This is a genomic window from Paraburkholderia largidicola, from assembly GCF_013426895.1.
GTDB classification, from domain to species: domain Bacteria; phylum Pseudomonadota; class Gammaproteobacteria; order Burkholderiales; family Burkholderiaceae; genus Paraburkholderia; species Paraburkholderia largidicola.
The window spans coordinates 1,799,748-1,823,630 of sequence record NZ_AP023176.1; the positions used below are offsets into that span (position 1 = coordinate 1,799,748).

Below are 23,883 nucleotides of genomic sequence, written 5' to 3' on the forward strand. Positions count from 1 at the left end.
CAAGACGCATTGAAACGCTCGGCCGAATGACCGTTAAAGGCTGATTGCGCCGCATTAGACGTCTTTTCACACGCTATTCCTATCATCAAGACCTGACAGGCTTATGCAACGCTTCCTCAACGGGTTGACCTCCAGACGCACGCTGACCGTGATCGGCGTGCTCGCGCTCGCGGCCGTGCTATTCGTCGGCGCGGACTTTTTCCAGATCGATCCCGTTTGGCCGGCCATTGCGGTCGGCGTGCTGATCGCGCTATTGCTCGCCACATGGCTCGTCAAACGCATCCGCATTCGCCGCGCGAACAGCAAGCTCGGCGAGATGCTCGAACAGCAGGCGCAAGTCGGCAGCGAAGCGACGACCGCCACGCCCGCTGCGCCCGCGCGTGGCGCGGATCTCGACGTGCTGCGCACGCGTCTGGTCGACGCTGTGAAGACCATCAAGACGTCGAAGATCGGGCAGACCTCGGGCGGCTCGGCACTCTATGAATTGCCGTGGTACATCGTGATCGGCAATCCGGCAGCGGGCAAGAGCAGCGCCGTGCTGAACTCGGGCCTGCAGTTTCCGTTCGCCGACAAGAACGATGCCGTCGTGCACGGCATTGGCGGCACGCGAAACTGCGACTGGTTCTTCACGACAGAAGGCATTCTGCTCGACACGGCGGGTCGCTATTCGGTGCACGAGGAAGACCGCACCGAATGGCTCGGCTTTCTTGGCCTGCTCAAACGTTATCGTCCGAAAGCGCCCATCAACGGGATCATCGTGACCGCGAGCATTGCGGAACTGACGGGCAACAAGCCCGAATTCGCGATCAACCTCGCGAAGAACCTGCGCCAGCGCGTGCAGGAACTCACCGAGAAACTCGAAGTATTCGCGCCCGTCTACGTCATGTTCACGAAGGCGGATCTCATCACCGGCTTCACCGAATTCTTCAGCGGCAGCGAGCGTCACGAGTACGACCGCGCGTGGGGCGCCACCCTGCCCTACCAACCCGACGAGAAGCGTGATGTGGTTGCGCAGTTCGACGAGCACTTCGAAGAACTCTACGAAGGTCTGAAAGAAATCAGCGTCGCGCAACTGTCGATCAGCCGCGGCAACAAGCTTTCGCCCGGTCAATTGAGCTTCCCGCTCGAATTCTCGACCATCAAGCCATCGCTGCGCGCGTTCATCGCGACGCTGTTCGAGAACAACCCGTTCCAGCACAAGCCGATCTTTCGCGGCTTCTATTTCACGAGCGCGCTGCAGGAAGGCGAAACGAACAGCGCCGCTGCACAGCGCATCGCGAACCGCTTCGGCCTCAGTGCGGACGCATTGCCGAAGCCTCAAAGCACGTTTTCGAAGAACGGCTTCTTCCTGCGCGACCTGTTTTCGAAAGTCATTTTCGCGGATCGTCAAACGGTGCGGCAATTCGCGAGCCCGGCCAAGGCGCGTTTGCGTTACGCCACGTTCTTCAGCTTCGTCGCGATTCTCGCGCTCGCGCTGGGCGGCTGGACGTGGTCGACGATCGGCAACCAGCAGCTCACCGCCAACGTGCAAGCCGATCTCGACAACGTGACGCGCATGCAGCAGGGCCGCAATGATCTGCAATCGCGCCTGCAGGCGATGGACGTGCTCGAAGACCGCATCGAGCAACTGGAACAGTTCCGCCGCGAGCGCCCGCTTTCCGTATCGCTCGGTCTCTATCAGGGCGACCGTCTCGAACAGCGTCTGTTGACCGAGTACTACAACGGCATCAAGCAGATCATGCTGACGCCCGTGTCGCAGAGCCTCGCGTCTTTCCTGAAGGACGTGGACGCGCATCCCGATCAGCTCGCGCCGATGACGCACGCGCCCGACTCCGGCGCGATTCCTGTCTCCGCGCACACGGCGATGACGTCGGCGAGTCAGGGCGGCCTCTATAGCGATGCATCGCCGACCAACGTCGAGGATGCGTACAACGCGCTGAAGACCTATCTGATGCTCTCCGACAAGCGTCACGTCGAAACTGCGCATCTGACCGACCAGGTCGCGCGCTTCTGGCGCGGCTGGCTCGAACAGAATCGCGGCAACATGCCGCGCGACGAGATGATCAAGAGCGCCGAGCGGATGATCACGTTCTACCTGTCGCGCGTCAGCGACGACGACTGGCCGATGATCGACGCGAATCTCTCGCTCGTCGACCAGACTCGCGACAATCTGCGCCGCGTGGTGCGCGGCATGCCCGCCCGCCAGCGTGTGTATGAAGAGATCAAGGCGCGCGCGTCGACGCGCTTCGCTCCGATGACGATTGCGCGCATCGTCGGCGAGAACAATACGGGGCTGATTGCGGGCAGCTACGCGATTCCGGGCACCTTCACGCGTGACGCGTGGTTCCAGTACGTGCAACCCGCGATCCGCGACGCCGCCACCAAAGAACTGCAGGCGAAGGACTGGGTGCTCAACACGTCCGCGCGCGATGACCTCACGCTCGAAGGCAGCCCCGAGCAGATCCAGAAGGCGCTGGTCGGCATGTACAAGACCGAGTATGCGCAGCACTGGCAAAAGTTCATGCAGGGCATCGCGGTGCAGAGCTTCGGCAACTTCAACCAGGCTGTCGAGGCGATGAACCGTCTCGGCGATCCGCAAGATTCGCCGATTCGCAAGGTGCTCGAAACCGCGTACGAGCAGACCTCGTGGGATAACCCGTCGCTGGCCAACGTCGCGTTGAAGAGCGCGCAAGGCGGCGTCGTGAACTGGGTCAAGCAGTGGTTCTCGCGCACGCCCGCGTCGCAACTGAATGCGAACGTCGATATCAACGGCAAGCCAGTCGATCTGCCGATGGGCCCCGTCGGCGCGGATTTCGCGGGTCTCGCGCGCATCGCTGTGAAGAATGGCGACGCATCGTTGCTGCGCGGCTATATGGACTCGCTGTCCAAGGTGCGCACGCGCTTCAACGTGCTGAAGAACCAGGGCGATCCGGGTCCGGGCGCGCGTCAGCTGATGCAGCAGACACTCGACGGCAACGGCTCCGAACTCGCCGACTCGCTCAAGTACGTCGACGAACAGATGCTCACGGGTCTCACCGACGCGCAACGCAAGGCCCTGCGTCCGCTGCTCGTGCGTCCGCTGATGCAGGCGTATGCCGTCGTGATCCAGCCCGCCAGCACCGAGGTCAACAAGGTCTGGAATGCGCAGGTGTATCAGCCCTTCCAGGCCTCGCTGGCAAGCAAGTATCCGTTTGCGGGCGACGCGAAGGTCGAGGCCGGCGCGAGCGAAATCGCGCAGATCTTCGGGCCGGACGGCGCCGTCGCCAAGTTCGTCGGCAACACGCTCGGACCGCTCGCGGTACGGCGCGGTGACACGCTCACCGCACGCACGTGGGGCGACATGGGCCTCGCGCTCGCGCCCGATTTCACCAACGGCTTCGCGCGCTGGGTCGCGCCGCTTGCCGGCGGCGCGGCGGGCGGCGCGCAGGCTTCGTCGGAACCGCAGACGGTGTTCCAGATCCTGCCGCAGCCGAGCAGTGGCACGACGGAGTACACGGTTGCAATCGACGGCCAGCAGCTGCGCTATCGCAACACGCCGCCCCAATGGACGAACTTCGTGTGGCCGAATCCTTCGGGCTCGCCGGGCGCGACGCTGTCGGCCACGACGTTCGATGGCCGCACCGTGCAGCTCGTCAACGAGCCGGGACGCTACGGCCTCGAAAAGCTCATCAACACGGCGCAACGCTCGCGCCGCCCGGACGGCACGTTCGATCTCACGTGGACGCAAGGCAGCGTGTCCGTGTCGGTGAGCATGCGCATCATCAGCACGTCGCAGGCAACCGCAAGCGGCGATGCGCCTCAACAACAATCACTGCGCGGCCTGAAACTGCCTTCGTCGATTGCGGATGTGGGCACGCCCACGGGCGCAGTCGCCGCGACGGCCTCGACGCCCGCTGCCACGTCGCCCACGGCGACGGCAGCCGTTGCCGCCACCAACAACGGGAGCGCGCAATGAGCCAGACCGTGCAGGCGCAAATCGCCTACTTCGGCAAGATTCCGTCGCGCGGCGACTTCGTGAAGAGCGCGCACAATCCGCAATTGCTGCAGACGCTCGACCGCTGGATCGCGCAGGCCATGGAACTGCTCGCGGAAGATCCGCGCTGGAAGATCGTCTATGAAAGCGCGAAGCCGATGCACTTCGCGTTTCTCGGCTCGCGCAGCAAGCTCGCCATCGCGGGCCATATGGTCGCGAGCCAGGACCAGTCGGCGCGGCGCTTCCCATTTCTCGCGGCGACCGCGCTCGAAGTGGACCGCCCGCTCGCGTTCTTCGCGCGTAGTCCTCTGGCCTTTGCGCGGCTGTGGTCACGCGTGGCCACGCAGATGAAGCCGCTGCTCGATTCCACGGAACCGGCGGGGGCGTTGCAGGCGCTCGGCGAAACACAGGTGCCGATCGAGATTGCGGGGCCTGGCAATCCGCATGACGGCACGTTCAACGATTTCGTCGAACATCAAACGCTGTCCGGTCTCGAACAGATGCTGCTCGCAAGCGGACATCCCGTGCGGCTGCGCGGCGCGATGCTCGCGCTCGGCTCGCTGCTGCGCCCGGTGATGACGAGCGGAACATCGCATCTGGAACGCGGTCTCACGTTGCCATTGCCGAGCGACCCGTTCTATCGCACGCTCGTCGCCGCGTTCTGGCTCGAACTGATCGCGCCGTTCGTCGCGCATGCCGATTTCGAACTGGCCATTTTCATCGGCACGATCGCGCAACGGGAACGCCTCGTGATCGGCTTCAACGGCGCGTCGGCGAAAACGCTGCACAGCGTCGTCGATCCGCAAGCGTATGCGCAGCACAACATCGATATCGACGATCCCGAGTGGATCGACGAACACGCACAAAACGACCATGGCATCAGCAAGCTCGTCAGTTACCTCGATCAACCGCAACTCTCGCTGCGTGTCAGCATCGACACGTTCCGCGAAGCATTTGCAGGAGCCTGAGATCATGACGATGCGAATCAGGCGCAACGTGATCGCGGCCGCACTGTTCGCCGCGACGGCAAGCGGCACGGCGCTCGCCGACAATGCCGGCCCCGCGAACGTGACGCCCGTCGACAACAGCGGCGTCAAGATTCATACGACCGTGCTGCCCGCGCCCGCTTCCGTGCCGAACGCATCGGCATCTGCCGCGCCTGCCGCAACGGGCGCCGTCACATCCGCGCCGCCCGCCGCGAATGCCGTGCCGGGACAGGTAGTGGTCGGCGGCAAGCTGCCCGACGAAGCCACCAAGGCAGCCGTGCTCGCGCGTTTGCGCGACACGTATGGTGCGGCGAACGTCGTCGATCAGATCGAAATCGCCGACGTGGCAACGCCGCCGAACTGGAGCGCGAACGTACAGAAGCTCATCGGGCCAGAGTTGAAGCAGATCAGCAAGGGGCAACTGAAGATCGACGGCACGTCGATCGAGGTCAAAGGCGAAGTGCGCAACGAAGCGCAACGCCAGCAGCTTGCAAGCGACATGGCGAATGCGCTGAACCCGACCTACACGATCCGGAACGCGTTGCGCGTGAGTGCGTCGGAACAGGGACTGCTCGATCAGACGCTCGCCAATCGCACGATCGAATTCGAAACGGGCAGCGCGACGTTGACGCCGCAAGGCCGCGCGATTCTCGATCAGATGTCGGCCGTGCTCACGAAGATGACGACGAAGCAGGTCGAGATCATCGGGCATACGGACGCGTCGGGAAACCGCTCGACGAATGTCGCGCTGAGCCAGGCGCGCGCGGATGCCGTGAAGGGTTATCTGGTCACCAAGGGTATTTCGCCGCAGCAACTGTCGACGCTCGGCGTCGGACCAGACCAGCCGATTGCCTCGAACGATACAGCCGATGGCCGCGCGCGCAACCGACGCATCGAATTCCGCGCGGGTTCGTGACGCGATGCGCGCTGTTGCGTTGAACAGCGCGCTATCGACTATCGACGCCTAGTTGTTGTCTTCGGGCTTCACGCCCAGCATCTCGCGAATATGCGACAACGAGCCGTCGTCCTTTACGACGGTCGCAAGCCACTGATGCAAGGGCATATCGGCCCACTCCGCCGCCTTGTCGGCAAGATACGCAGCCGGGCTGTGCGGCTCCGTGTGGCGAAAGAAGCGAGCGACCGCGCGCAATTGCGCCACCGCCTGCGCCCGGGTTTGAATGACGCCTGGCGTCGGATTCGGCACGTTGGTGGTCGGCATGGGTAACGGTGGCTCCTCTAGCGGCGCCGTTCTGAACGACGGTTCGCTGCGTTCTTCGACAGCTTCGGGTTGTGGTTGTGGCGCGGCTTGCGTCGGAGTTTGCGTGTTCGCGCCTACGTCCTTTGCAAAGCGCTCCGCAAGCCGGTACACCGCTTCGTATGCATCCTTCGCCTGCCGGAAACTCGGCGCGGCATCGCCCGCGTGGCGCTCCAGTTCGCGCTCGAGCGAGAGCATCGCCGCCTCGAATGCGCGCAGATCCGCGAGCAGCACCGTATAGAACGCGGGCTGCGTCGAACGCTTCGACATCTCGATCTGTTCATTCGAGGGCTTGCCGCGCGCGATGTCGTCCGCATGCTCGGGGTCGCGCCGGATTGCCTGCGCGACATGCGTGGCCACGTCCCAATCGAGCGTGCTGAACGAACTGCCGGGCGCCTGCGTGACAGGAAACGCGCGCAGCAGTTCCGCCGTGCGCACCACCAGCCAGCCGATATTGCCGAGCCGGTACTCCGCATCGTCGCCGTCGGCGAGAGGATGCACACTGTTCCAGTAACGTTCGCACAAGCCCGCCAGAAGTGCATAGCCTTGCGTCAGACCGACCGCGCCCTCTTCGATCGCAAGCGCCTCCGTCAGCCACGCAGCGAGACGCAGATCCTTGGTCTGGTTCTGAAGCAACACCGTGCATTGCTCGATGACGAACGACCAGTCGGCTTCCTTGATTTCGGTAACCCATTCACCCTGATCCAGCGACGCATCGTCGAAACGTCGCGCGTGCTGGATCGCATCGAATTCCGCCGAGAACAGCAGGTCGTCGCCACATGGCGACGCGTCGCTGATCGGTTCTAGCAATGTAGTGAAATTGGTCGGCATGTTTCTAAAGAATGTCAGACAACGGAATATTCGAACTCGCCCGCTTCGGTCGCGCGTGCGCCGATCCGCTGGATAGGCACATTGTCGGCAATGCGTTCGAGCACATGTTGCGCAATTTCAGGCAGCAAGGTGCCATTCAGAATGTGATCGACATTGCGTGCGCCCGAATCCACTTCGGTGCAACGCGCAAGCACCGCCTCGACCAGTGACTCGTCCCATTCGAACGCGGCCTTGTGATTGCTCTCGATGCGGCGCCGAATGCGTTCGAGCTTCAATTCGATGATGTCGACTAGCACATCGTCAGAAATCGGGTAGTACGGCACGACTTTCATGCGGCCAAGAAACGCAGGCTTGAATGCCTTGTACAACTGCGGGCGCAGCATTTCTGCAAGCGCCTCTGCGTCGGGCATTTCTTCATCGCTCTTGTTCAGGCACGCTTGCATGACAGCAGACGAACCGACGTTCGACGTCAGAATGATCAGCGTGTTGCGGAAATCGATCTCTCGCCCTTCGGCGTCGTCCATCGTGCCTTTATCGAATACCTGGAAGAACATTTCCAGCACGTCCGGGTGCGCTTTTTCGACTTCATCGAGCAATACAACGGAATAGGGGTTGCGCCGCACCGCTTCCGTCAGCACGCCGCCTTCGCCGTAACCCACATAGCCCGGCGGAGAACCCTTCAGGCCGGAAACGCTGTGCGCTTCCTGGTACTCGCTCATATTGATCGTGATCATCTTGCGCTCTCCGCCATACAGAATGTCGGCCAGCGCAAGCGCCGTTTCCGTCTTGCCGACACCCGACGGCCCGACGAACATGAACACGCCGCGCGGCTTGTTCGGATCTTCGAGATTTGCGCTTGCCGTACGCACGCGCTGCGCAATTGCTTCGAGCGCATGATCCTGTCCGATCACACGCGCCGTCAGCAGCGGCTGCAAATTCAGTACCGTGCGCAATTCGTCCTTCACCATACGGCCAAGCGGAATGCCCGTCCAGGAAGCAACGATTTCAGCGACCACGTGCGCGTCCACCTGCAGCGGCACCATTGGCGCGGTCTTCTGTACTTCCGCCAGTTCGGCGACACGACGTTCCAGCGTTTCGCGTACGCCCGCGAGTTCTTCTTCATTGCTCTTCGCGTCGCGCGCCGCATCGATCTTTTCACGCAACGCGACGATTTCACCGACCATCGCGCGCTCCTTCTCATACCGCGCCTGATCGTGTGCAAGCCGTTCAAGGTCCGTCGCGCGCTGCTCGCACAAAGCCGCGAGGCGCTCATCATGCGATGCGCCGCTCGCCGCTTCGCGCTCCAATGCCGCGATTTCGGCGTCGGTGCGTTCCAGCCGCTTGCTGGTATCGTCGATTGCTGCGGGCGTTGCGCTTTGTGCGAGCGCGACCTTCGCGCAGGCCGTGTCGAGCACGCTGATCGCCTTGTCCGGCAACTGACGTCCGCTGATATAGCGATGCGACAGACGCACGGCTTCTGTTATCGCATCGTCGAGAATGCGGACGTTGAAGTGCTTCTCCATCAACGACGCCATACCACGTAACATCGCCGCCGCGAGCGTTTCGTTCGGCTCTTCGATCTTCACGACCTGGAAGCGCCGCGCAAGCGCTGCATCCTTCTCGAAGTACTTCTTGTATTCGCTCCATGTCGTCGCGGCAATGGTGCGCAATTCGCCGCGCGCGAGTGCCGGCTTCAGCAGATTCGCGGCATCGTTCTGTCCCGCCGTACCGCCTGCACCGATGATCGTGTGCGCTTCATCGATAAACAGAATGATGGGATGCGCGCTCTTCTTCACCTCATCGATCACGCTTTTCAAACGGTTCTCGAACTCGCCTTTGACGCTCGCGCCCGCTTGCAGCAACCCCATGTCGAGCACATGCAGCGCGACGCCGCGCAATGGCGGCGGCACGTCGTCCGCGGCGATGCGCAGCGCCAGCCCTTCGACGACGGCCGTTTTGCCGACGCCCGCTTCGCCTGTCATGATCGGATTGTTCTGGCGGCGGCGCATCAGGATGTCGATGGTCTGGCGAATCTCGACTTCGCGGCCGATCACCGGGTCGATATGGCCTTCGCGCGCGCGTTGCGTGAGGTTCGTCGTGTACGTATCGAGTGCGGGCGTTTTCGAAGCGGCATTCGCACGCGCGGGGTCTTCCATCGTCGCCGCTTCTTCGCCGGTCGTCGACACGGTTTCGCTTTCACGCGAACCTTGCGTCAATTCATTGAACCTGTGTTTCAACTCCGTCACACGCACTTGTGCAAACAGCGGCGACATGCGCTGCGCGAATTGCGCGAGATCCGGCGCACTCAGCAATGCGAGCAACAGATGCCCCGATCGAATGCGCGCAATCTGCGAATCCAGCGACGCGATCAGCCACGCCTGCTCGAACAGCGCAATCAGATGCACCGAGAACACGGGCGTGCGCGTGTTGCCTGTTTTCAGGCGTCCCAGTTCGCGTTCGAGATCGGCACGCAGCGCGTGGATATCGATATCGCTCGCGCGCACGACGAGCGGCACGTCCGTCGCGGCTTCATCGAGCAATGCGCCGAACAGGTGTTCGAGATCGACCTCATAGTGACCGCGCGACAAGCAGCGGCTCGCCGCCTGTTCCGCGGCCTGGCGGCAGATCGGGTTGAGTTTGGCGATCAGGGTCTTCAATGGCGTGGTCATGGCGTACTGTCCGATAGGTCCTGCATGTCGTTGTTCTTCGCTTGCCGTCAGTGGATCACGTGCAGTTCGTAGCGTGCGTCCGCGCGGTCTTCGGCGACTTCGCTCGTGCAGAGGAATGCGTCCCAGCCCAGCCGCGACCCTTTGCCGAGAATGCTGGGGCCGACGTCCTCATGACGCAGCTTCAGCTTCACTTCGTATTCGAGCGTGATCCCCGCCAGCAACGTCAACATCCGCTCGAGTGCGATCGCCCTTTCCGCGCCGGGCAGGAACGCCTCGTAGTCCGTCTTCTTCAACGGGCCGATGACGAGGCGCACGCGCATGTCGCGCTGCCAGACACGCGTGCCCGCCAGCGCGGTCGCGCCGAGCGTCGCGTTGACACTGCCGAGCACGGTCAACTGGTCACGCGGCACGTCGTACCATTTGCCGACGAACTGTTCGACATGTACTGGCACGTTGAAGTACTCGGAGAGATTGCGCTGCAAATACGCAGCCGATACGGGCCGATGACGTGCGGCCAGTGCGTAGCCCGCGATCGCTTCGTCGAACAGCGCGCCTTTACCGTCTTGCAGGCTCGCGCGGGTGTTCGCATCGGCGACACCTGCCAACGACAGCAGCAGAGGCAAGTACCGCTCGTCACGGTCGAGTTCATAGTGAAACGGTAGACGATACTTCTTCCATGCCGCGTAGAAGAGCGCCGTCGCGCGATTCGAGAACACGTCGAAGAACTCGCGCGCGGCGCGGTCTCGCGTCATCTGCTCGCGGTTGAGCAACTGCTCCGTATAGTTCAGCGGCAACGCGCCCTGCCCGCCGAGCAGGCCGAAGAATGCAGGCGTCAGATCGACCTTGTCGATCGCGTCGTCGACGAGCGCGGCCGTACGCTGCGCCTTGTCTTTGAGCGCATTGCCGTCGTCGTCGTACGACATCGCCGCCTGGATTTCACTCGGCGGAAAGGCCAGCGACAGCGTGGTGCGAAAAGTCAGGCGTTGCGCGACGACATCGCCCGCACGCTGGGACGCTTCCTGCCCAAACCACTTTTCGAGCAGACGCACCGCCTGAAAGAACTCGAAGCGGTGCGGCTCGTCGAGCAGTTGTTCGACTACGCCAGGATCGATTCGCCGCTGCGCGGTTTGCATCGCAAGATCTCCTCGCCTGTGCGCTTCGACACGACGACCAGTTGCACAAAGCTGTTCAGATGCACGTACAGCCCAAAGAAGCGATCGATCACGCCGACAAACGAAGCGAGACTCGCCCCGACGAAATGCTCTTCGTCGACGGTCAAACGCACTTCGATGCCGCGCACGAAGGTCGCGAACGGATTACCCGGCAGCCATTGCACAGCCGCGCGCTGGTCGATGCCCGTAATGCCGTCGACATGACGCGCCGATACCGCCGTGCGCCGCAGATCGTACAACGCGAGCATTTCCTTGAGCGCCGCCAGTCCGCTGCCCGCCAGCGAAACGTGATTGAGCGCGAGGTGCGAAATCAGACGCCAATGCGCGGAGCGGCCACGCTCGAAGCGAACGCTCGGCGTGGGTCGACGCAATAGCGTGAGCGTGCTCGCCAGCGAGCCGCCTTCCAGAAACAGATCGCCGCCTTCGAGACCCGCCGCGAGCTGCGCAGGCAGATCGCGATTGGTACACGTCAGATCGACACTGAGCGTATCCGTTTGCGGCGCGGACGGTTCAAAGTCGATATCGACGATGGAGATCTCCGTCTCATAGCCGGGACTCTTTTGCGCGACCCAATCGTTGCGGCGCGCAAACCAGTAGTGGCCCGCGCGCGTCGCGTCGCCATGATGCAGCGAATAGAACGGCCGAAACTCCGTCACCGACTCGCCATGCGCCTGCTGACGCACGAGCCGCACCGAATCGATCGAATAGACTTCGTACGCGAACGCCCGCCGCGCTTCGGCCACGACAGGGTACGAAACCGCCTGATGACTGATGCGGATAGGCTCGCCATGCTGCTGGAAGAGATTCACCACGGGCGTGCAAAACAGGCGCAGGTTCTGTGCGGACAACCCGTCTAGCAGGCGCGCGATATTCGAATCGCCGCGCACGTCTTTCAGCACGACATGCAGCGTGATGCGATGGCAGCGGCCGCTTGCGCGCAGCATCGCAGCCATATCGAAGTCGGCGAAACTGAACTTGTCCGGAAACGCGAAATACTCGGTCAATAGCCGGTAAGCCGGATGCGACTTCGCGGGATAATCGATCAACGCGTCCTGCTCGTCGAATCCGGCCTGCGCGACGGGCATGGCGCGCAGCGTTTTCCATACACCGTTTCGTTCCGGCTCGACATACGCAGCCAGCGCGTGCATGAAGAGGCAATCGGAAATTGCGGCGACAAACGATTGCTCGCCATGCAAATGCGCGCGCAACGTACCGAGCTTCAGCGCGCCGAGATCGAGTTGCGGTGCGGTCGATTCAAACGTGATCGAGAGCAAACCTGTCGCGTTGGGGGGCAATACGGTCGCGCCTGGCGCCATTGCCACCGACGTGTACTTCGCTTCCGAAATGCGAATGGGCGCGAGCGTCACGTCGTATGCGGTCCGGAAACGGCATTGCACGCCGCGTATCGGGCGCGATTTCACTTCGGTGCCGCGCTCGATGGTCGCAGGCTGCGTCAGATTGCCAATGCCGCTCGACACGCCGAATTGCGCAATCGAACAGGAAGGAAAAGGCCGCAGATAATGCGGGTAGAGCACTTCGAAAAGTGCTTCTGTGAATTCGGGGTAGTCGTCGTCGAGCTTCTTGTTGATGCGCGCGCCCAATAGCGCGAACGACTCGATCATCCGCTCGACGTGCGGATCTTCGCAATGCTCGCCCGTCATCGCGAGGCGCGCGGCGATCTTCGGGTAGCGCTCGGCGAAGTCTCGCGAATAGCGCCGCAAAAATGACAACTCGCGCTCGTAATACGGCAGTAGTTCTTCCATGACTCCATCCCCGAGCGAGATCTTTCCGCTTTGGCCTGCTCGCAGGCAGCGGTATCACAGCTTCGCGCGTGCGCGCGTCACCGAGTATTGCAAGGTCGACGGATGCAGCATCGCGTCGAAACTCACCGGCTCTTCTGCCGGATGCACGACCAGCAACGCCTGGATCGCAAAGTACAGCGCATTGGTCGACTGCTCGTTCAATTCGAGCGTCACGGCGACCTGTTGCAGGCGCGGCTCGTGCCGCCCGATCGCCTGCTGGATCGACTTGCAGATGAACATGCGGTCGTAGTGGCTTGCCAGGCTCAAACCGGAAAAATCGTTCAACCCATACGTGAGCACCGAGCGCTGGCACTCGGGCAATGCCGCGAGGTCGGCTTCCGTCAGCGCGATACGTGTATTGAGGATCGCTTCGACATCGCGCGCGACATTCGACTTCAGTTCTTCCAGCGACAATTGCCGCATCGCGGCGGGTGCCGGCAGATGCGGTTCGTCGTCGAACAGCTTGTCGAAGAAACTGGGTTCGAATCGCTTCATAAGATTGCTTCGAGCGGCCTCAACGAAATGGCGGCAACGGGTCCGCGTGCACTGCGACACGCGAACCCGCCGTCATCAAACCGCGTACGTCTTGTCGTTCTTCGTCAGGCTCCATGCGCCTTGTGCATTGCCGCCCTGATTGCCGCCGATCTTCTGTTGCGTGTACTTCCACTGCACGGCAGCGTACTTCAGCGAGAACGCTTCCGTGGGCAAACCTTCGCCGACTACGCTCGGTGTGATGCTCGAAATGATCACGTACTTCAGTTTCACTTCGAGATACTTGATGCGATTGCCTTCGCCGTCCGAACGCATGAAGTCGATCGTCACTTCGTCGAAGGTCGTGCCGCCCGACGCGTGCTGATAAAGCAGCGGGCTGACGACGTCGATGTCTTTCGTGAACGCCATGTCGGCATGCTCGCAGCGCTCCGACGTATGACCGCCCGCCGTCGATGCCGTCGCCGAACGCGGTTGCGTGATCGCATGCGTCCACGAATCGATTTCGATCCAGCCCTGATGGTCCTTGTCGGCAGATTCACCCTTGATTGCAGGATTGCCGAATTTTAAGTAGATGTCCTTCATAATTGCGCGACTCCCCAAAGAGGTGGTTTTTACAGTCACCCGGGCGGCCTACCCGGGCGTACTGACTCCGTTTATCAATTTGCCGGTTTCGGCAGATCCGCCACGAGGCGCAAGGAAATCGAGAGCTCATCCAGCTGGAAGTGCGGACGCAGGAACGCGACCGAACGATACGAGCCGGGTTTGCCGGGAACTTCCGAGACTTGAATCGAGGCCTCGCGCAGCGGGAACTGCGCTTTCTGTTCCTGGGTCGCGTTATCGTCGAGCAGCACGTATTGCGAGATCCAGCGGTTCAGAAATACTTCGACATTTTGCGCCGATGCAAAACTCCCGATCTTGTCGCGCATCATCGCCTTCAGGTAATGCGCGACGCGCGATACCGAGAAGATGTACTGCAATTGCGCAGACAGGACGGAATTCGCGTTCGCGCTGTCGGTGTTGTACTTTTTCGGCTTCTGCACGGACTGCGCGGCGAAGAATGCGGCATAGTCGGAGTTCTTGCAATGAACGAGCGGAATGAAGCCGAGATCGCTCAGTTCTTTTTCGCGGCGGTCGGTGATCGCGATTTCGGTCGGGCACTTCAGCGCGATTTCGCCGTCGTCGGTCTTGAAGGTATGCGTGGGCAGATCTTCCACGAGACCGCCGCCTTCCACGCCGCGAATGGCCGCGCACCAGCCGAAGTCGTCGAATGCGGCCGTCAGGCGCGCAGCGAATGCCCAGGCGGCGTTGCACCACAGGTACTTGCTGTGATCGGTGCCGTCCACGTCTTCGACGAAATTGAAGCCTTCCGCCGTCGCGCCGTCTTTGGGATTGAACGGCAGGCGGCCCAGGAAGCGCGGCAGCGTCAGGCCGACATAGCGCGAATCTTCGGCGTCGCGGAACGACTTCCACTTCGCGTATTCGACGGTATCGAACACCTTGCCGAGATCGCGCGGCTTGCCGAGATCGGCGAACGACTCGAGACCTAGCAGTTCCGGCGACGACGACGTAATGAACGGCGCATGCGCAGCCGCCGCAACGTGCGACATCTGCTCGATGAAGTACATGTCTTCCGGCTGACGCGTGATTTCGAAGTCGCCGATCAGCGTGCCGAACGGCGACCCGCCGAACGTACCGAACTCTTCTTCATAGACCTTCTTGAAGAGCGCGCTCTGGTCGAATTCGATGGCCGTCTTGAAGTCGCGTACGAGGTCGCGCTTCGGTGCATGCAGCGCCTTGATCTTGATCGTCGACCCGGTGTTGCTTTCCTTGCACAGATAGTCGAGCCCGCGCCATGTGCTTTCCATGCGCTGGAATTCGGGCGCGTGCATCACGGCGCTCAACTGGTCGGAGATGAGGCGGTCGAGTTCGGCGACGCGCGCGTCGATCGTTGCCGACAGGTTGTCCGACACGATCACCGTGCCGTCCAGTACCTGATTCACAAGTTCGCCGATCAGATCTTTCGCGCGAGCATGTTCCGATTCGGACTTCGCTACCTTGCTCTTCTCGACGATTTCGTCGAGAAGCGACACGCCTTCGCTCGCCTGCGCGTCGGAAAATTGGGCTGCAGCCGCTTGCTGATTCATGTTACCCCCGGTGCCTGGTGAGGCTACTTGTTCTCGTCGGTACGCGATTCGCTGCCTGCGCTATCGCCCTCGGCGCGTTGCGTCGTCCCGGCGAGCGCCTGCAACTGCTGCGTGTTCTTCAGCACTTCGCCAAGCAGATCTTCAAGCTTGTCGTTGCCGGCCAGCTTGTTGCGCAGATCCGCGAGCTTCGAGCGCGCTTCGAGCAGACGGCGCAGCGGTTCGATCTGCGCAACCACTTCGTCGGGATTGAAATCGGCCATCGAGCGGAAACGCACATCGACACCGAACTTGCCGCCCGCATCGCTCAGGCGGTTTTCCACCTGGAAGGCCGCGCGCGGCTCGATGGCTTTCATCACGTCGTCGAAATTGTCGCGGTCGATACTGACGAACTTGCGATCGCGCAACTTCGGCTGTTCGACTTCCGACTGTCCGGCGAGATCGGCGACCACGCCGACTACGAACGGCAGTTCCTTCACTTCGATCGCATCGCCGCGCTCGACCTCGTAGGTCAGTTGAACGCGCGGCGGCCGTACCTTCTGCAAGCGCTTTTGAATACTTTCTTTCTTGGCCATCGACGGCTCCCGGTTGCGTGTGGTTCAGACCAGACTGCTATCAGCGCAGCGCGCTAAAGGGATCGGACGCGCCGCCGCTTTGCGCTGCTTTCGCGGGTGCAGCGGGCGTGGCGGGCGCAGCGGCAGGTGTCGGCGCAGGCGCATTGGCAGCCGGCGCGGCGGCGCTGCTGTCGGCCGGATCCGTTGCCTTCGGCGCCTGTTTCGCGACGTGACGCACGACACGCTTCTTCTTCACAGCCTGTTTGTCGCTCGCGTCGGGCGGGAACAGCGTCGCTTCGCCGAGCGTGTCGCGCAATTGCCTGGCGAGCGCTTGCGCATCCGACTTCGCGTCGCCCGCAAGCGCCGCGTCCTGACGCAACTCGCCGAGCGATTGCGTCGCGACGCGCAAGCCTGCGACAGCCAGCACGCTCTTAGCCTGGCGGTCGGTCTGGTCGCGCTGCAGCGCCTCCTGCGCGGCGACGATGGCCTGGCCGTAATGACCTTGCGTGAACTGGATCTGCGCAATACGCGACCACGGCTCTTCACGCGTCGGATCGGTTTTGGCCAATTGCTGATAAAGCGCGATGGCGCGATCCTGATCGCCATTCTTCGCTACGGTATCTGCGTCGCTGAGCGCTTTGTTAAATGCTTCGGGCGTCGGTGGAGTGGAATTTCCCTGCGTGGCGCATCCGGCAATCATGCCGCATACCAGCACTGCCCCAGAAAGACTGGTAAAGAGCCGATTTTTCATCGTTGTTTCACCGCCGTTGCGAATTTTATAATCTGGAAGAAAACGGTTTTGCTTTGCACTAAGTGCGCGCGTATAGTACAGGCCAATTTTTATTAATTCAACTTTCATCTATCGAAGGGAAACTCGGATAAGACGCCAATACAATATCTTCGACATAGCCGGTAAATTATTGCCATCGGCAATTCATTGAGCATCGATTGGCGGCAATAATTTCCTGAGTCGCTGCGCTGCCGGTCTTTCAGCTCATTGCTTGCAACCCGACACGCGCAGGGTGAAAACGAAGCACTCGTCTACCGTTTTAATTGACAATTCAACAGGGGTAGCCGGCTCGAATGCCGGTCTATATAGAATGAATACGCGCGCTATCCGGGTTGCATCGCTAATCGCATTGAGTCTGGGCGGAAGCTCGCTGCTGGGGGGCTGCGCGGCCGGCGTCAGCGTGCTCGGCGCGGCCGCCTCGTCGGCCTTGCAGGCCGCGGGAATCGGCAAGCCGGACGTGCCGGACTCGCAAAAGCCGCCGCGCAATATCGGCTTGACCTTATATGCGGCGTCCAATCTCAACGCAGCGAATGACAAGCGTCCGCTTGCACTAGTCGTGCGCCTCTACACGCTGAAAGATCCCACCTCTTTTCAACAGGCGCCTTTCGATACGTTTACTGATCCTACTAAAGAAAAGAGCACATTGGGCGGCGATCTGCTTGGCGTGCGCGAAGTGACGCTCATTCCCGGGCAGCGCTATAACGTCACCGAAAAGGTATCGCGCGAGGCGCAGGCATTCGGTATCGTGGCACTATTCCGCGATCCCGCCTTGCAGCGCTGGAAGTTCGCGTTCGATCCAGGAAAATCGGAGAAATCCGGCATAATGATCGGGCTGCATAACTGTGCAATGACGGTGACAAATGGCACGGTGATTCCGCCCGATCAGGCATTGCCCGTGCAGTCATTAAATTTGCTGTCGTCGGTCAGTTGCGGCTAAAGATGACGTTTAAATGTCATTTAACAATTAACAATGGCGCGTGATAAATGCCCGAATTGCCACTTAATCGGGCATTGCCATCCCCGCTTAAAGATGTGATTCGCATAAAGACAGGTTCGCGATGAGTTATTCCGCAAAGGTGCTCTGGGGGGAAGGCCTTTTTCTGAGGCCACAGCATTTCCAGCGACAGGACGCGTACCACGAGGCACGCCTGTTCGAATCGATCCAGGCCATCCAGCCGTACAACTGGGGCGTGCGTTCGGTGCGCTTCGACCGCGATGCGCTCGGCAGCAACGTGCTGCGCGTAAGCGAACTGTCGCTCGTGTTTCCCGATGGCGCGCTCTACGCCGCGCCACAGGCGGATGAACTGCCGCCGCCCGTCGCGCTCGACACGCTGCCCGACGGCATCAATGAATTCACGTTCTATCTCGCGCTGCATCCCGTGCGTGAAACGGGGCAGAACTATTCGACCGATGAAGACGGTTTCGTGTCGCGCTACGTCAGCAGGCAGAGCGTCGTGCCGGATCATTTCACCGACGCTGCGGAAGCCGACATCACGTTTCTGAAGACGAGCGTGAAGCTGATCGCGCACAGCGAACCGCGCGACCAGCTACTGTCCGTGCCGCTCGTGCGCGTGCGCCGCACGGCCACTTCCGGTTTCGAGCTGGACGAGTCGTTCGTGCCGCCGTGCCTGGCGATCGATGCCTCGCCGCTTCTGCATCAAAGGCTGCGTCAACTGATCGACGCGTTGCAGGCGAAGGTGAATGCGCTTTATGGTTTTCATCGCGAACCGACCAAGAACATCATCGAATTCCGTTCGGGTGACATTGCGTCGTTCTGGCTACTGCATACCGCGAGCGCCGCGTTTGCCGCGCTCGCGCATCTGTATCAGCATTCGGCGCTGCATCCCGAGCGGCTGTTTCAGGAACTGCTGCGACTCGCGGGCCAGCTGATGACGTTCTCCAAAGGCTACGCGCTCGCCGATCTGCCCGCCTATCGGCACGACGATCCTGGGCCGGGCTTCGCGCGTCTCGACGGCATCTTGCGCGATCTGCTGGAGACGGTGATCTCGACGCGCTACTTCGCGATCGCGCTCGAAGAAGTCCGCCCGTCGTTCCATGCGGGGCGCCTCGACTCGGGCAAGATCGACGACAAGACGCAGTTCTTCCTCGCCGTGTCGGCGGATCTGCCCGCCGTCGAACTCGTCGACGCCGTGCCCGCGCGCTTCAAGGTGGGCGCCCCCGACGACGTCGACAAGCTCGTGCTCTCGGCGATGCCGGGCGTGCGGCTCGCGTACACGCCGCAAGTGCCGCCCGCGATTCCCGTGCGGCCGGGCGCATGCTACTTCTCGCTGGAAGCACGCGGCGCGCTCTATGAACGCATGTTGCAGGCCCGTTCGACGATGATCTACGCACCGTCGGGACTCAACGATCTCAAACTCGAACTGATCGCGGTCACACCATGAGCTACGCACCTTCCCTGTTCGACACCAGCACGCAGCCGTCCGCGCTGCCGCCGTCCGCATTGCAGCCGAGCTATCAGGTCCGCTCGCTGCTCGATCTGCTGTACGACGGCTTTTTCATGCTGTTCCTGTTGAAGAACGGGCGCGAACCGGGCAACGCTGCCGAGTTCATGAATCGCATCCAGCAGTTCCTGGGTGATTTCGAGCGCGGCGCGAAAAAGCTCGACGTTGCGGCGGAAGACGCGTACACGGCGAAGTTCGCATTCTGCGCAGCCGTCGATGAGATGGTGTTGTCGTCGCCGTTTGCGATCCGTACGGAGTGGGAGCGCCGTCCGCTGCAGCTTGCGTTGTTCGGCGAGCAGCTTGCTGGTGAGAAGTTCTTCCAGCATCTGGAGGAATGTCGTGCGCAAGGGGCCGCGCGTCTGCAATCGCTCGAGGTTTTTCATATGTGTTTGCTGCTGGGCTTTCAGGGCAAGTATTTGCTCGAAGGGTCGGAAAAGCTTGCGTATCTGACTGCGCGTCTTGGCGATGAAATCGCGCATATGAAGGGCAAACGTGCGCCGTTTGCGCCGCATTGGGCGTTGCCCGATCAGATTGCGCACCGGCTCAAGCGAGAGGTCCCGCTGTGGACGATCGGTGCTGTGTTTGCGCTCGTTGGCCTCGTGGCGTTCCTCGGGCTTAACACCTATCTGAAGGATGCGACGTTGCGCTCGCTTGCGCCTTACTCGCAGATTATCCGGCTTGGGCCGCAGTCGGCGAATCTGACTATTTCTCTTCCCTGATCTTTTGCCGGTTCTCGTGCGAGGTGCTTCTGCATTTGTCGCTTTCTCTTTGGCGTGAACGTATCGCAATCCGCGACTACACTTGGATACATCACGCATTGCAGGAAGACTTCGATGATCGAGATTCGGCCCGCTTGTTTTCCTGACGATATCGACTTGGTGCGGGCGATTTTCCGCGAGTACGCGGATGGTCTCGGTATTGACCTGAGCTTTCAGGCGTTCGATGAGGAACTGTCCGCGCTGCCTGGTAAGTACTCGCCGCCGCGTGGCACGATATTGCTCGCGTGGCGCGATGAACGTTTGATCGGCAGCGTTGCGCTGCGGCCTTTCGAGTTTGATATCTGCGAGATGAAGCGACTTTATGTGCGGCCCGAAGGGCGCGGGCATCAGATCGGGACACTTCTTGCACAGGCTGTCGTTCAATCCGCTAAGGAAGCGGGGTATCGGAGGATGCGGCTCGATACGCTGCCGAGTATGAAGAGCGCGCAGCGGCTCTATGCTGCTTTAGGGTTCAGGCCGATTTCTGCTTATGTTTTTAATCCTGTTGAGGGGACGAGGTTTCTTGAGCTGGTGCTGTGAATGGTTGGTGTTTTGGCGTTTGCGCTGGCATCCGCTAGTTGCCCTCGTGGTGTGGGTTTCGCCGGTCGGTGTTTTGGCCTTTGTGCTGGCGTCCGCGTTATGCCTCTGGTTCACAAGCGTTGCCCCTGTGCGGGGCGGCACCTACTTTTCTTTGCCGCCGCAAAGAAAAGTAGGCAAAAGAAAGCGGCTCACACCGCCAGTTCTTATGTTTGCCTGAGGGCCCCCAAAGGTTCTTACGCTTCACACGGCAACGCGCCAGTTCGCGTCCGTTGCCAACGTTCTCTCTGTACGCCTCACCCGCTTCATGTGCCCGCGTTACAGCACGCCGTGCCAGATATTCCACGGCCGCCCAGGTGGCAAACCGTGTGTCGGCCCAAGTGCTCCACACGCCTCACTTCGGACCGGTAACGCACGCGTTCCACCTGTAAGAGCGCTAACGCATACGACTCGACAACCTACACACAGTTTGCCACCTGGGCGGCAGCAACCAGTCGCTGCCGCTTGCCCTTGTGCGGGTGTTTGAAGTGGGTGAGGCGTTCATTCAGCGCGTTGGCAACGCAGGCGAACAAGGGCACTGCCGTGTGAAGTGTGGGGACGTTGGGGGCCCGTGGACAGGAACATGGGCTGGCGGTGTGAGCCGCTTTCTTTTGCCTACTTTTCTTTGCGGCGGCAAAGAAAAGTAGGTGCCGCCCCGCACAGGGGCAACGCTTGCGAACCAATAACATCACGCGGATGCCAGCGAAAAAAGCCCAAATACCCAAATACCCCAACCTTTACACCCCTCCCCCCACAGTCTTGACACTCTTCCACTGCCCCTGCTGCACTTCAAAGAGTGTGTATGGCGGCCGAATCAAATCCCCATAAGGATCAAAAGTAATCTTCCCGGTGACACCCGTCAAAGACACCTTCCCCAAACTCTCAACAATCTTCGCACGATCAAGCGAATTAGCATCATGAATCGCCTTCAACATAGCGAGCGCAGCGTCATACGCAAAAGGCGCATAAAGTTCGACATCCTGATTGAACCGCGCCTTGTAACGCTTGCCGAATTCCTGCGCCGCAGGCAACTTATCAAGCGCGGGTCCCGGCTCGAGATCCTGGGTGCGCTCACCCGAAGACCCCGCTATCTGCAAGAAGGCATTACTCTTCAACGCGCCCGCGCCAAACAACTGCGTCTGCATACCCAGCGATCGCATCTGCTTGACCAGCATCGCGCCCTGCTCGTCCAGTCCGCCAAAGAAAATCACGTCGACATTCTTGCTCTTCAGCGAAGTGAGAATCGCGCGGAAGTCGACGGCCTTGTCGTTGGTGAATTCGCGTGACACGATGTTGCCGTTCGCTTCCTTCACGCCCTTCTCGAATGCATCGGCGAGACCTTGCCCAAATGCCGTGCGGTCGTCGATGATGCCAATGCGCTTCGCCTTCATCTGCTCGACGACGAAATGCCCCGCCACCACGCCGCCAATGCCGTCATGCCCCATCGTGCGGAACACGTTCTTGTAACCCTGCCTGGTTAGCTGCGGATTGGTCGAGCCAGGCGTGATCATTGCCACATTGGCGTTGTGGTACACAGTCGAGGCCGGAATGCTGCACCCCGAGTTGTAGTGACCAATCACGCCGACCACGCCTTCATCCACGAGCTTTTGCGCGACCTGAATCGCGACGCGCGGATCGGCCTGGTCGTCCTGCACGTCGAGCACGAACTTGACGGGCTTGCCCGCGACGGTCGGATGCTTCGCATTTTCTTCATCGAGCGCGAGTTGCGCGCCGTATTGCAGATCCTTGCCGACCCGCGCGACGGGTCCCGTCAACGGGCCGACAAAACCTATCTTGACGATTTCCGGATCCGCGGCAAATGCAAACGAAGCATGCGCCGCCAGAGCGCAAACCGCTAACCTGATCACCCATGTACGTCGATTCATGATGCGCTCCTGTCGATAGAAAATGTCGCGCGCCTTGCCTGTCGACTGACCCGATGCGCGACGCGTCGAAGTCGTCCTCGAATGAATACGTATGCGTCGCCTCAGAACCGCGTCGCCGCGTAGCGCGAGAGGTCGAGCGGCGGCGCGCGCCGCGCGACGAGATCGGCCACGATGCGCCCGCTCACGCCCGCCAACGTCAGTCCGAGATGCTGATGTCCGAATGCGTAAATCACGCGCTCGCTGTCGCTCGAGCGGCCCAGCACGGGCACGCCGTCGGGCAGCGTAGGCCGGAAGCCGAGCCACGAACTGTCGGGCTGCGTCAGCCCCGGCAACGCGCGCTTCGAAGAAAACGTCAGCAGGTCCAGCAGCGAACGGTTGCGCACGTCGCTGAAGCCACCCAGTTCGACCGTTCCCGCGACGCGCACGCCGTCGTCCATCGGCGTCATGTAGAAGCCGCGCTCGGCCCAGCCGACGGGCCGCGAAATCAGTTGCGCCGCGCCGCGATAGCGCACGTGATAGCCGCGCTCCGTATCGAGCGGCACGCGGTCGCCGCATTGCGCCGCAAATTTCGCGGAGCGCGCGCCCGTCGCGACGACGACATGATCGAAGCGGCGTGGCGTGCCATCGTCCGTCGTCAGCGTGACCCCGTCTGCCGTGGGCGCAAGCGCGTTCACGCGCTTGCGTTCGAACGCGAGGCCACGCGCCGCGAGCCGTTCATGCAGCGATAGCAAAAAGCCCTGTGGATCGGAGAAGTGCCAGCTGTCGCTGAAGAGCACGCCGCGCTCGAAGATCGGCGCAAGTGCAGGCTCCAGTTCGCGCACCTCGGCGGCAGACAGCACGTCGAACGACACGCCGAGCTGCTTGCGCAAATCCAGCGAAGCACGCGAGGCATCGAACGACGCGCCGCTCGAATACAGATACAGGCATTCGCGCGGTCGCACATACTTCGCGAGTCCGGGTTCTTCGAGCAAAGGCGCGTAGCCCACCTGGGCCTGCGCGAGCAGCGCAGCAAGCGCGCCGGCACTCGCTTCATAGCGCTTGCGCGTCGAGCTGACCATGAAGCGCGCGAGCCACGGCAACAGATGCGGCAAATAACTCCAGCGCAAGCGGAACGGACTTTCGCTCGACAGCAGGAACCGCGGCAGATCGCGAAACACGGAAGGGTTGTTGACGGGAATGCAGCCATACGGCGCGAACGTGCCCGCGTTACCGAACGACGCGCCCTGCGCGACGCCCGCCGGATCGAACAGCGTGACGCGGTGCCCATCGCGCATTAGCCAGCCGGCGCTGGCAAGCCCGATGAAACCCGCCCCGACGATGCCAATCTCGGCCATCAACGCTCTCCCGGCAATGTGCCTGCGTCGGCTGCTGCCCTAAAGCCAGTGCGCCCGCCCTGATCCGCGTCGCGCGATGCGCGAGCGTTTGCCCTGCTCTCTGCCACGTGACATCCCCTTCAAACGCGATCCTGAGATTCAAACCACACAAAACACGATAAAAGAATCACACAACAATTTTTTGTGTGCAATTAAAAACCTC

18 protein-coding genes are annotated in these 23,883 nt (G+C 61.4%); 7 read left to right on the top strand and 11 right to left on the bottom strand.

Annotated features, from left to right (window positions below; translation table 11 throughout):
* The first annotated feature begins 103 nt into the window (after positions 1-103).
* From tssM to PPGU16_RS36855, 3 genes are read left to right on the top strand one after another with little or no spacing between them, the layout of a single operon-like run.
* On the top strand, positions 104-3,955 hold the full coding sequence (gene tssM, locus PPGU16_RS36845; RefSeq protein WP_180725748.1) for a type VI secretion system membrane subunit TssM: 3,852 nt from the start codon (positions 104-106) through the stop codon (positions 3,953-3,955).
* On the top strand, positions 3,952-4,941 hold the full coding sequence (gene tagF, locus PPGU16_RS36850; protein ID WP_180725749.1) for a type VI secretion system-associated protein TagF: 990 nt from the start codon (positions 3,952-3,954) through the stop codon (positions 4,939-4,941). Before tssM ends, tagF begins: the two co-directional genes overlap by 4 nt.
* Before the next feature lie 10 nt (positions 4,942-4,951).
* On the top strand, positions 4,952-5,875 hold the full coding sequence (locus tag PPGU16_RS36855) for an OmpA family protein (RefSeq protein ID WP_180727200.1): 924 nt from the start codon (positions 4,952-4,954) through the stop codon (positions 5,873-5,875).
* A gap of 48 nt (positions 5,876-5,923) precedes the next feature.
* On the opposite strand, the gene tssA is transcribed toward PPGU16_RS36855, so the two are convergent.
* The 9 genes from tssA to PPGU16_RS36900 all read right to left on the bottom strand — a co-directional run bounded on the left by tssA (position 5,924) and on the right by PPGU16_RS36900 (position 16,626).
* On the bottom strand, positions 5,924-7,045 hold the full coding sequence (gene tssA, locus PPGU16_RS36860; protein WP_180725750.1) for a type VI secretion system protein TssA: 1,122 nt from the start codon (positions 7,043-7,045) through the stop codon (positions 5,924-5,926).
* A gap of 14 nt (positions 7,046-7,059) precedes the next feature.
* Positions 7,060-9,714 (bottom strand): type VI secretion system ATPase TssH, encoded by a 2,655-nt coding sequence (gene tssH / locus PPGU16_RS36865; protein WP_180725751.1) that lies wholly within the window; start codon positions 9,712-9,714, stop codon positions 7,060-7,062.
* Positions 9,715-9,761: 47 nt separating this feature from the next.
* Positions 9,762-10,847, bottom strand: a complete 1,086-nt coding sequence (gene tssG / locus PPGU16_RS36870; protein WP_180725752.1) for a type VI secretion system baseplate subunit TssG — start codon at positions 10,845-10,847, stop codon at positions 9,762-9,764.
* Positions 10,811-12,649: a type VI secretion system baseplate subunit TssF gene (tssF, locus tag PPGU16_RS36875; RefSeq protein ID WP_180725753.1), complete on the bottom strand. Its 1,839-nt coding sequence runs from the start codon at positions 12,647-12,649 to the stop codon at positions 10,811-10,813. The genes tssG and tssF overlap by 37 nt, the downstream gene beginning before the upstream one ends.
* Before the next feature lie 54 nt (positions 12,650-12,703).
* Positions 12,704-13,183 carry a type VI secretion system baseplate subunit TssE gene (gene tssE, locus PPGU16_RS36880; RefSeq protein ID WP_060610206.1) on the bottom strand — a complete coding sequence of 160 codons (480 nt, stop codon included), beginning with the start codon at positions 13,181-13,183 and terminating at the stop codon, positions 12,704-12,706.
* 75 nt (positions 13,184-13,258) lie between these two features.
* Positions 13,259-13,762 carry an Hcp family type VI secretion system effector gene (locus PPGU16_RS36885; RefSeq protein WP_035995719.1) on the bottom strand — a complete coding sequence of 168 codons (504 nt, stop codon included), beginning with the start codon at positions 13,760-13,762 and terminating at the stop codon, positions 13,259-13,261.
* Between the two features lie 74 nt (positions 13,763-13,836).
* Entirely contained in the window at positions 13,837-15,324 is a 1,488-nt protein-coding gene (gene tssC, locus PPGU16_RS36890; RefSeq protein ID WP_180725754.1) for a type VI secretion system contractile sheath large subunit, read from the bottom strand.
* A 23-nt stretch (positions 15,325-15,347) separates the two neighbouring features.
* Entirely contained in the window at positions 15,348-15,896 is a 549-nt protein-coding gene (tssB, locus tag PPGU16_RS36895) for a type VI secretion system contractile sheath small subunit (protein ID WP_180725755.1), read from the bottom strand.
* A gap of 40 nt (positions 15,897-15,936) precedes the next feature.
* Positions 15,937-16,626: a tetratricopeptide repeat protein gene (locus PPGU16_RS36900; protein WP_180725756.1), complete on the bottom strand. Its 690-nt coding sequence runs from the start codon at positions 16,624-16,626 to the stop codon at positions 15,937-15,939.
* Positions 16,627-16,975: 349 nt separating this feature from the next.
* On the opposite strand from PPGU16_RS36900, the gene tssJ reads away from it, so the two are divergent.
* The 4 genes from tssJ (at position 16,976) to PPGU16_RS36920 (ending at position 20,425) form a co-directional block, all read left to right on the top strand.
* Positions 16,976-17,602: a type VI secretion system lipoprotein TssJ gene (tssJ, locus tag PPGU16_RS36905; RefSeq protein ID WP_180727201.1), complete on the top strand. Its 627-nt coding sequence runs from the start codon at positions 16,976-16,978 to the stop codon at positions 17,600-17,602.
* A 121-nt stretch (positions 17,603-17,723) separates the two neighbouring features.
* Complete coding sequence (tssK, locus tag PPGU16_RS36910) at positions 17,724-19,067, top strand: type VI secretion system baseplate subunit TssK (protein WP_180725757.1); 1,344 nt, start codon at positions 17,724-17,726, stop codon at positions 19,065-19,067.
* Positions 19,064-19,846: a type IVB secretion system protein IcmH/DotU gene (gene icmH / locus PPGU16_RS36915; protein WP_180725758.1), complete on the top strand. Its 783-nt coding sequence runs from the start codon at positions 19,064-19,066 to the stop codon at positions 19,844-19,846. The genes tssK and icmH overlap by 4 nt, the downstream gene beginning before the upstream one ends.
* A gap of 114 nt (positions 19,847-19,960) precedes the next feature.
* Positions 19,961-20,425, top strand: a complete 465-nt coding sequence (locus tag PPGU16_RS36920) for a GNAT family N-acetyltransferase (RefSeq protein WP_180725759.1) — start codon at positions 19,961-19,963, stop codon at positions 20,423-20,425.
* A 773-nt stretch (positions 20,426-21,198) separates the two neighbouring features.
* Here PPGU16_RS36920 and PPGU16_RS36925 read toward each other — a convergent pair.
* Positions 21,199-22,347, bottom strand: a complete 1,149-nt coding sequence (locus tag PPGU16_RS36925) for a branched-chain amino acid ABC transporter substrate-binding protein (RefSeq protein WP_180725760.1) — start codon at positions 22,345-22,347, stop codon at positions 21,199-21,201.
* Between the two features lie 101 nt (positions 22,348-22,448).
* On the bottom strand, positions 22,449-23,681 hold the full coding sequence (locus PPGU16_RS36930) for an NAD(P)/FAD-dependent oxidoreductase (protein WP_180725761.1): 1,233 nt from the start codon (positions 23,679-23,681) through the stop codon (positions 22,449-22,451).
* Between the last annotated feature and the right edge of the window lie 202 nt (positions 23,682-23,883).

What these genes read in the sequence shown, in the direction of transcription:
- tssH (WP_180725751.1), bottom strand. Translation starts at nt 9,714, where the DNA reads ATGACCACGCCATTGAAGACCCTGATCGCCAAACTCAACCCGATCTGC.
- tssF (WP_180725753.1), bottom strand. Translation starts at nt 12,649, where the DNA reads ATGGAAGAACTACTGCCGTATTACGAGCGCGAGTTGTCATTTTTGCGG.
- PPGU16_RS36925 (WP_180725760.1), bottom strand. Translation starts at nt 22,347, where the DNA reads ATGAATCGACGTACATGGGTGATCAGGTTAGCGGTTTGCGCTCTGGCG.
- tssK (WP_180725757.1), top strand. Translation starts at nt 17,724, where the DNA reads ATGAGTTATTCCGCAAAGGTGCTCTGGGGGGAAGGCCTTTTTCTGAGG.
- tssM (WP_180725748.1), top strand. Translation starts at nt 104, where the DNA reads ATGCAACGCTTCCTCAACGGGTTGACCTCCAGACGCACGCTGACCGTG.
- icmH (WP_180725758.1), top strand. Translation starts at nt 19,064, where the DNA reads ATGAGCTACGCACCTTCCCTGTTCGACACCAGCACGCAGCCGTCCGCG.
- PPGU16_RS36885 (WP_035995719.1), bottom strand. Translation starts at nt 13,762, where the DNA reads ATGAAGGACATCTACTTAAAATTCGGCAATCCTGCAATCAAGGGTGAA.
- tssB (WP_180725755.1), bottom strand. Translation starts at nt 15,896, where the DNA reads ATGGCCAAGAAAGAAAGTATTCAAAAGCGCTTGCAGAAGGTACGGCCG.
- tssE (WP_060610206.1), bottom strand. Translation starts at nt 13,183, where the DNA reads ATGAAGCGATTCGAACCCAGTTTCTTCGACAAGCTGTTCGACGACGAA.
- tssJ (WP_180727201.1), top strand. Translation starts at nt 16,976, where the DNA reads ATGAATACGCGCGCTATCCGGGTTGCATCGCTAATCGCATTGAGTCTG.
- PPGU16_RS36900 (WP_180725756.1), bottom strand. Translation starts at nt 16,626, where the DNA reads ATGAAAAATCGGCTCTTTACCAGTCTTTCTGGGGCAGTGCTGGTATGC.
- PPGU16_RS36855 (WP_180727200.1), top strand. Translation starts at nt 4,952, where the DNA reads ATGCGAATCAGGCGCAACGTGATCGCGGCCGCACTGTTCGCCGCGACG.
- tssC (WP_180725754.1), bottom strand. Translation starts at nt 15,324, where the DNA reads ATGAATCAGCAAGCGGCTGCAGCCCAATTTTCCGACGCGCAGGCGAGC.
- tagF (WP_180725749.1), top strand. Translation starts at nt 3,952, where the DNA reads ATGAGCCAGACCGTGCAGGCGCAAATCGCCTACTTCGGCAAGATTCCG.
- tssA (WP_180725750.1), bottom strand. Translation starts at nt 7,045, where the DNA reads ATGCCGACCAATTTCACTACATTGCTAGAACCGATCAGCGACGCGTCG.
- tssG (WP_180725752.1), bottom strand. Translation starts at nt 10,847, where the DNA reads ATGCAAACCGCGCAGCGGCGAATCGATCCTGGCGTAGTCGAACAACTG.
- PPGU16_RS36930 (WP_180725761.1), bottom strand. Translation starts at nt 23,681, where the DNA reads ATGGCCGAGATTGGCATCGTCGGGGCGGGTTTCATCGGGCTTGCCAGC.
- PPGU16_RS36920 (WP_180725759.1), top strand. Translation starts at nt 19,961, where the DNA reads ATGATCGAGATTCGGCCCGCTTGTTTTCCTGACGATATCGACTTGGTG.